Raw genomic sequence first — 6287 nt, forward strand, 5'->3', positions numbered from 1 at the left:
TACGGGGCGCGGCGGTCCGAGCGTGAATCCGTGTCCGCGCGCCCCGTACGGGAGCGTCACTTCGGGGGCAGGATGTCCCGGAATTCCTTGGGCAGTTCGAAGTCGGAGGGGTCGGCGCCCGTGGCACCGAAGGTGCCGTCCGCGCGCTGCGCCTCCTCCTCGCGGCGCTTCATCGGGTTGCCCGACCTGCGGGCGCCCTTGCCGCGCTTCTGCTGCTGCTTGCCCTTGCGCTTGCCGCCGCCGCCCATCCCCGGGATGCCGGGCATGCCGGGCATCCCGCCGCCCTGGGCCATGCGGGACATCATCTTGCGCGCCTCGAAGAACCGTTCCACGAGGCCCTTGACGGCGGAGACGTCCACGCCGGAGCCGCGCGCGATACGGGCGCGCCGCGAGCCGTTGATGATCTTCGGGTCGGCGCGCTCGGCGGGCGTCATGGACTTGATGATCGCGGCGGTGCGGTCGACCTCGCGCTCGTCCAGGTTGTTGATCTGCTCGCGCATCTGGCCCATGCCGGGCATCATGCCGAGCAGCTTGGACAGGGAGCCCATCTTGCGGACCTGTTCCATCTGGGACAGGAAGTCGTCGAGGGTGAACTCCTTGGGCCCCTTGGCGAGCTTGCCCGCGAGCTTCTCGGCCTCCTCCTGGGAGAACGTGCGCTCCGCCTGCTCGATGAGGCTGAGGACGTCGCCCATGCCGAGGATGCGGGAGGCCATCCGGTCGGGGTGGAACGCGTCGAACTCGTCCAGCTTCTCGCCGTTGGAGGCGAACATGATCTGGCGGCCGGTGATCTGCGCGATGGACAGGGCCGCGCCGCCGCGCGCGTCGCCGTCGAGCTTAGAAAGCACCACGCCGTCGAAGCCGACGCCGTCGCGGAACGCCTCGGCGGTGGTCACCGCGTCCTGGCCGATCATGGCGTCCACGACGAAGAGGACCTCGTCGGGACGCACGGCATCGCGGATGTCCGCGGCCTGGCGCATCAGTTCCTCGTCGATGCCGAGGCGGCCCGCGGTGTCCACGATCACGACGTCGTACTGCTTGTCGCGCGCGAAGACGATCGAGTCCTCGGCGACCTTGACGGGGTCGCCGACGCCGTTGCCCGGCTCGGGCGCGTAGACGGCGACGCCCGCGCGCTCGGCGACGACGGACAGCTGGTTCACGGCGTTGGGGCGCTGGAGGTCGCAGGCGACGAGCAGCGGGGTGTGACCCTGGCCCTTCAGCCAGCGGCCGAGCTTGCCGGCCAGGGTCGTCTTGCCCGCGCCCTGGAGGCCCGCGAGCATGATGACGGTCGGCGCGGTCTTCGCGAACCGCAGCCGACGCGTCTCGCCGCCGAGGATGCCGACCAGTTCCTCGTTGACGATCTTGACGACCTGCTGGCCGGGGTTCAGCGCCTTCGAGACCTCGGCGCCGAGGGCGCGTTCCTTGACCTGCTTGATGAACGCGCGCACGACCGGCAGCGCGACATCGGCCTCCAGCAGCGCGATCCTGATCTCACGCGTCGTGGCATCGATGTCCGCCTCGCTCAGACGGCCCTTGCCGCGGAGGTTCTTGAACGTTGCCGCAAGGCGGTCGGAGAGAGTGTCGAACACGGCGCTGACTGTTCCTTAGAGGTCGGGGGAACGCTCGGGGAGCATCGGGTCGGCTGGGGGAACGGTGCCCTCCAGCCTATCCGCCCCGCACGGAAACGGTCAGCCCGCCGGTGGCGGGGTTCAGGCGGCCAGGGCGCGCTCCATCCCGGCGGCGAGGCGGGCGGCGTCGTCCGGGGGCAGCGGGGCGCCGTCCGGCCCGGTGACGTAGAAGGCGTCCACGGCGTTGGCGCCGAGCGTGCTGACGTGGGCGCTGCGGACGGAGACGCCCGCCGTCTCCAGGGCCTGCCCGATGCGGTGGAGCAGCCCGGGGGCGTCCTGGGCGCGGACCTCGATGACGGTCGCGAGCCGCGAGCCGAGGGGCGCGACGGTGACGCGCGGCGGCGGCGCCTGGGGCAGGCGGCGGCGCGGGCGGCGGTACGCGGCCTCCCGTTCGGCGAGGCGTCCGGCGATGTCGAGCGAGCCGTCGAGGGCGCGGACGAGGTCGGCGCGGAGGCGTTCCGCCTGGGGCAGGGAGCCGTACTCGGCGGCCACGCGCCAGTCGAGCAGCAGGACGGGCCCCTGGCCCGCGGGATCGGTGGAGCGCAGTTCGGCGGACCTGACGGTGAGGCGGTGCAGGGCGAGGACACCGGCCATGGCGGGGAGGACCCCCGGCTGGTCGGGGAGGGCGACGATCAGCTCGACGCCGACGGGCTCAGGGCCGGCGTCCGCGTCCCGTTCGTCCTGGGTCGCGGGGTCCTCGGCGCCGCCTCCGGCGGCCGGGCCCCGCTCGGGCCGCGGCAGCAGGGCGAGCACGGGTGAGCCGGTGCGGGAGGCCTCGACGGCGAGGCGTTCGGCCGCGACGGTGGGGACCGGCGGGACGGCGCGGGCCGTTCCGCCGTCCTCGAAGGTCGCCGCGACCCGGGCGACCAGGTCCGCGATCAGCGAGGCGCGCCAGCCGGACCAGGCTGCGGGCCCGGTGGCCAGGGCGTCGGCCTCGGTGAGGGCGTGCAGCAGTTCCAGGGTGACGGGGTCGCCGACGGTCTTGGCGACGTGGGCGACGGTCGCCGGGTCGTCGAGGTCGCGGCGGGTCGCCGTCTCGGGCAGCAGCAGGTGGTGGCGTACGAGGGTGGCGAGCGTCTCGGTGTCGGACTGGCCGAAGCCGATCCTGGCCGCCATGTCGCGGGCGATGGTCTCTCCCGCGACGCTGTGGTCGCCGGGCCAGCCCTTGCCGATGTCGTGCAGCAGGGCGGCGGCGAGGAGGAGGTCGGGGCGGCTGACGCGGCGGGTCAGCGCGGACGCGCGGACGGCGGTCTCCACGAGGTGCCGGTCGACGGTCCAGCGGTGCACGGGGTTGCGCTGCGGGCGGCAGCGGACGCGTTCCCAGTCGGGCAGGAGCTTGGTGACGATCCCGGCGGCTTCGAGGGCCTCCCAGACGGGCACGGTGTCGGGGCCCGCGCCGAGCAGGGTCAGGAACTGCTCCCGCGCCTCGGCGGGCCAGGGCACGGGCAGCCGCGCGTCGGCGGCGGCGAGGGCGTGCACGGCGGGGAGGGCGAGCGGCAGCCCCGCCTGGGCCGCCGCGGCGGCGGCGCGCAGCGGCAGCACCGGGTCGCGGTCGGGGCGCGCGGCGCGGGCGAGGACGACCTCGCCCTCCTGCTCGACGACGCCCTCGGCGAGCGGCGTGCGCTCCTCCTCGGGCCGGCGGGCGGTGCGGGAGCCGAGGAGCGTACGGAGGCGGCGGCGCGCGGACCGGGCGCGCAGGACGCGGCCGACCTCGCGCCATGTGACGTCCGACGCGTAGCCGATCGTGCGGCCCGCCTCGTACACGCGGCGCAGGAGCGCGTCGGCGTCCAGCAGGCCGAGCGCCTTGGCCACCTGGTCCTGGTCCTCCAGGGCGAGGCGGTCGGTGGCGCGCCCGGTGGCGAGGTGGAGGGCGTCGCGGATGTCGAGGAGGGTGCTGCGGGCCGCCTCCAGGCCCTCGCGGGGCGCGTCGGCGACCCAGGAGGCGGCGACGGCGCGCAGGGCGGTCGCGTCGCGCAGGCCGCCGCGTGCCTCCTTGAGGTCGGGTTCGAGGAGGAACGGCAGCTCGCCGAAGCGGCGGGCGCGCTCGCGGCCCATCTCGTGCAGTTCGGGCAGGCGGGCGGGGGCCTGGGCGCGCCACTGGGCGAGGAGGGCGGTGCGCAGTTCGGCGGTGAGGGCACCGTCGCCCGCGATGTGGCGTGCGTCGAGGAGGCCGAGGTGGACCTTGTGGTCGGCGGCGGCGGTCTCGTGGGCCTCGGGGAGGGTGCGGACCGAGTGGTCGAGGGCGATGCCGAGGTCCCAGACCGGGTACCAGAGGTGGTCGGCGAGTGCGGCGATCTCCTGGCGCGAGGCGGTGCCGTCGTGGAGGAGGAGCAGGTCGAGGTCGCTGCGCGGCGAGAGCTCCCCGCGGCCGTAGCCGCCGACGGCGACGAGCGCGACGCGGCCGGGGCGCGGCCCTTCGGCGAGGAGTCCGGCGAGCCAGGTGTCGGTGAGGCGTGCGAGTTCGGCGCGGCGCGGGCGCCCGGTGGGGCCGTCCGCGGTGAGGAGGCGCAGGCGTGCGGCCGCGTAGCCGCCGCTGGTGGGTGTCGTCTCCGCCGTCATGCGGTGGTGCCCTTCTTCGCCGGTGCGGGGGGTTCGCCGGTGCGGGGGGTTCGCCGGTGCGGGGCCGGGCGGGGGGCGGTGGGGGGCGGTGGGGGGCGCCCGAGCCGGTCGCGGCGGTTGCCGCGACCGGCTCGGTGGCGCCCGGTTCCGAGGAGTGCCCTGGGGTGTCCCCCCGGGGTGTCGGGCCTACAGTGCGTCGGGGCCGCGCTCGCCGGTGCGGACCCGGACGGTGGTCTCGACGGGGAGGCTCCAGACCTTGCCGTCACCGATCTTGCCGGTGCGGGCCGCCCTGACCACGACGTCGATGATCTGCTCGGCGTCGTCGTCCTCGGTGAGGATCTCGACGCGGATCTTCGGGACCAGGTCGACGGTGTACTCCGCGCCCCGGTAGACCTCGGTGTGGCCGCGCTGGCGGCCGTAGCCGGTGGCCTCGCTGACGGTCAGGCCGTGCACGCCGAACGCCTGGAGCGCGTCCTTGACCTCGTCGAGCCGGTGCGGCTTGATCACCGCGGTGATGAGCTTCATGCGTCCACCTTCTTCTCACCCGTGACCGCCGCGCCGGCGGCACCGGGGACTGCGCCGGCCGGTACGGAACCGGTGCCGGTCTGGCTGAAGTCGTACCCGGTCTCCGCGTGGTACGCCAGGTCGAGGCCCGCGACCTCTTCCTCCTCCGTGGCGCGGAAGCCGATGGTCTTCTGCACCAGGAGCGCGATCAGGTAGGTGACGACGAAGGAGTAGCCCATGACCGAGAAGGCGCCGAGCGCCTGCTTGCCGAACTGCTCGAAGCCCGCGCCCTCGGTGGCGAGGAAACCGACCAGCAGGGTGCCGACGACACCGCCCACGAGGTGCACGCCGACCACGTCGAGCGAGTCGTCGAAGCCCAGCTTGTACTTGAGGCTGACGGCCCAGGCGCAGATGGCACCGGCGAGGATGCCGATCAGGACGGCGCCCATCGGGTTGACGTTGGCGCCGGACGGGGTGATCGCGACCAGGCCGGCGATCGCGCCGGAGGCGGCGCCGAGGGTCGTGAACGCGCCGTGGCGGATGCGCTCGTAGATCAGCCAGCCGAGAACGGCCGCGCCGGTGGCGAGCTGGGTGTTCAGCGCCATCATCGCGGCGGTGCCGTTCGGCGACAGGGCGGAGCCCGCGTTGAAGCCGAACCAGCCGAACCACAGCAGGCCCGCGCCGAGCAGGACCATCGGCAGGTTGTGCGGGCGCATGGGGTCCTTCTTGAACCCGATGCGCTTGCCGACCACCAGGGCCGCGGCGAGGCCGCCGGCACCGGCGTTGATGTGGACGGCGGTACCGCCGGCGAAGTCGATCACGCCCTGGTTGAACAGCCAGCCCTGATCGGCGGCCCACACCCAGTGCGCGACCGGGAAGTAGACGACCGTCACCCACAGGAAGACGAAGAGGACCCAGCCGGAGAATTTCACCCGGTCGGCGAGTGCGCCGCTCATCAGCGCCGGGGTGAGGATCGCGAACATCAGCTGGAACACGGCGAACGCCAGCAGCTCACCCTGGTCCACGGTGATGTCCTGGAATCCGATGAAGTCGAGATTGCCCAGGATCGGACTGGTGCTCGTCTCGCTGAAGGTCAGCGAGAAGCCGTAGAGCACCCACAGGACGCTGACGATGCCCAGCGAGATGAAGGACATCATCAGCATGTTCAGCGCGCTCTTGACCCGGACCATGCCGCCGTAGAAGAAGGCGAGACCAGGAGTCATGAGCATCACCATCGCGGCACTGACGACCACGAAGGCGATATTGGTCGATGACTGCACTTCCTCAGGAATCAAAGTGGACGTCTCCTCAGAACGACGACCCGTGCGGGCATGTTTTCGGTCGGGTCAGGATTCGCCACAGCGTTTCGGAGGGCCGTTTCGGTCGATGGCCGCACTTGTTTCACGTAGGTGACGATGACATAGCGCGTGTTACGCCCTCATGAAGCGGATCGTCGCGCCTGTCCCGCCGGGCTACGGTGTCCCGCACCTGCTCCGGCCGCCGCCGGCCCGCCGCGCGGCGGCGGAAACCGGCCGCGCGGACCGCATGGCCCCGGGGGGGGGGGGGGGGGGGGGGGGGGGGGGGGGGGGGGGGGGGGGA

General features: G+C 73.4%; 4 protein-coding genes. All 4 read right to left on the reverse strand.

The window, feature by feature from the left end:
• Positions 1-56: 56 nt before the first annotated feature.
• The 4 genes from ffh to ACL02R_RS24855 all read right to left on the reverse strand — a co-directional run bounded on the left by ffh (position 57) and on the right by ACL02R_RS24855 (position 5941).
• On the reverse strand, positions 57-1586 hold the full coding sequence (ffh, locus tag ACL02R_RS24840; protein ID WP_412799187.1) for a signal recognition particle protein: 1530 nt from the start codon (positions 1584-1586) through the stop codon (positions 57-59).
• Between the two features lie 120 nt (positions 1587-1706).
• Positions 1707-4184: a [protein-PII] uridylyltransferase gene (locus ACL02R_RS24845; RefSeq protein WP_412799188.1), complete on the reverse strand. Its 2478-nt coding sequence runs from the start codon at positions 4182-4184 to the stop codon at positions 1707-1709.
• A gap of 186 nt (positions 4185-4370) precedes the next feature.
• Entirely contained in the window at positions 4371-4709 is a 339-nt protein-coding gene (locus ACL02R_RS24850) for a P-II family nitrogen regulator (RefSeq protein WP_362968243.1), read from the reverse strand.
• Positions 4706-5941, reverse strand: a complete 1236-nt coding sequence (locus tag ACL02R_RS24855) for an ammonium transporter (RefSeq protein ID WP_412799189.1) — start codon at positions 5939-5941, stop codon at positions 4706-4708. Before ACL02R_RS24855 ends, ACL02R_RS24850 begins: the two co-directional genes overlap by 4 nt.
• Positions 5942-6287 lie beyond the last annotated feature (346 nt).

The organism is Streptomyces sp. MS19, from assembly GCF_047200595.1.
GTDB lineage: Bacteria > Actinomycetota > Actinomycetes > Streptomycetales > Streptomycetaceae > Streptomyces.

Excerpts from the sequence above, each read along its gene's own strand:
- ACL02R_RS24845 (WP_412799188.1), bottom strand. The coding sequence starts at position 4,184 with ATGACGGCGGAGACGACACCCACCAGCGGCGGCTACGCGGCCGCACGC.
- ACL02R_RS24850 (WP_362968243.1), bottom strand. The coding sequence starts at position 4,709 with ATGAAGCTCATCACCGCGGTGATCAAGCCGCACCGGCTCGACGAGGTC.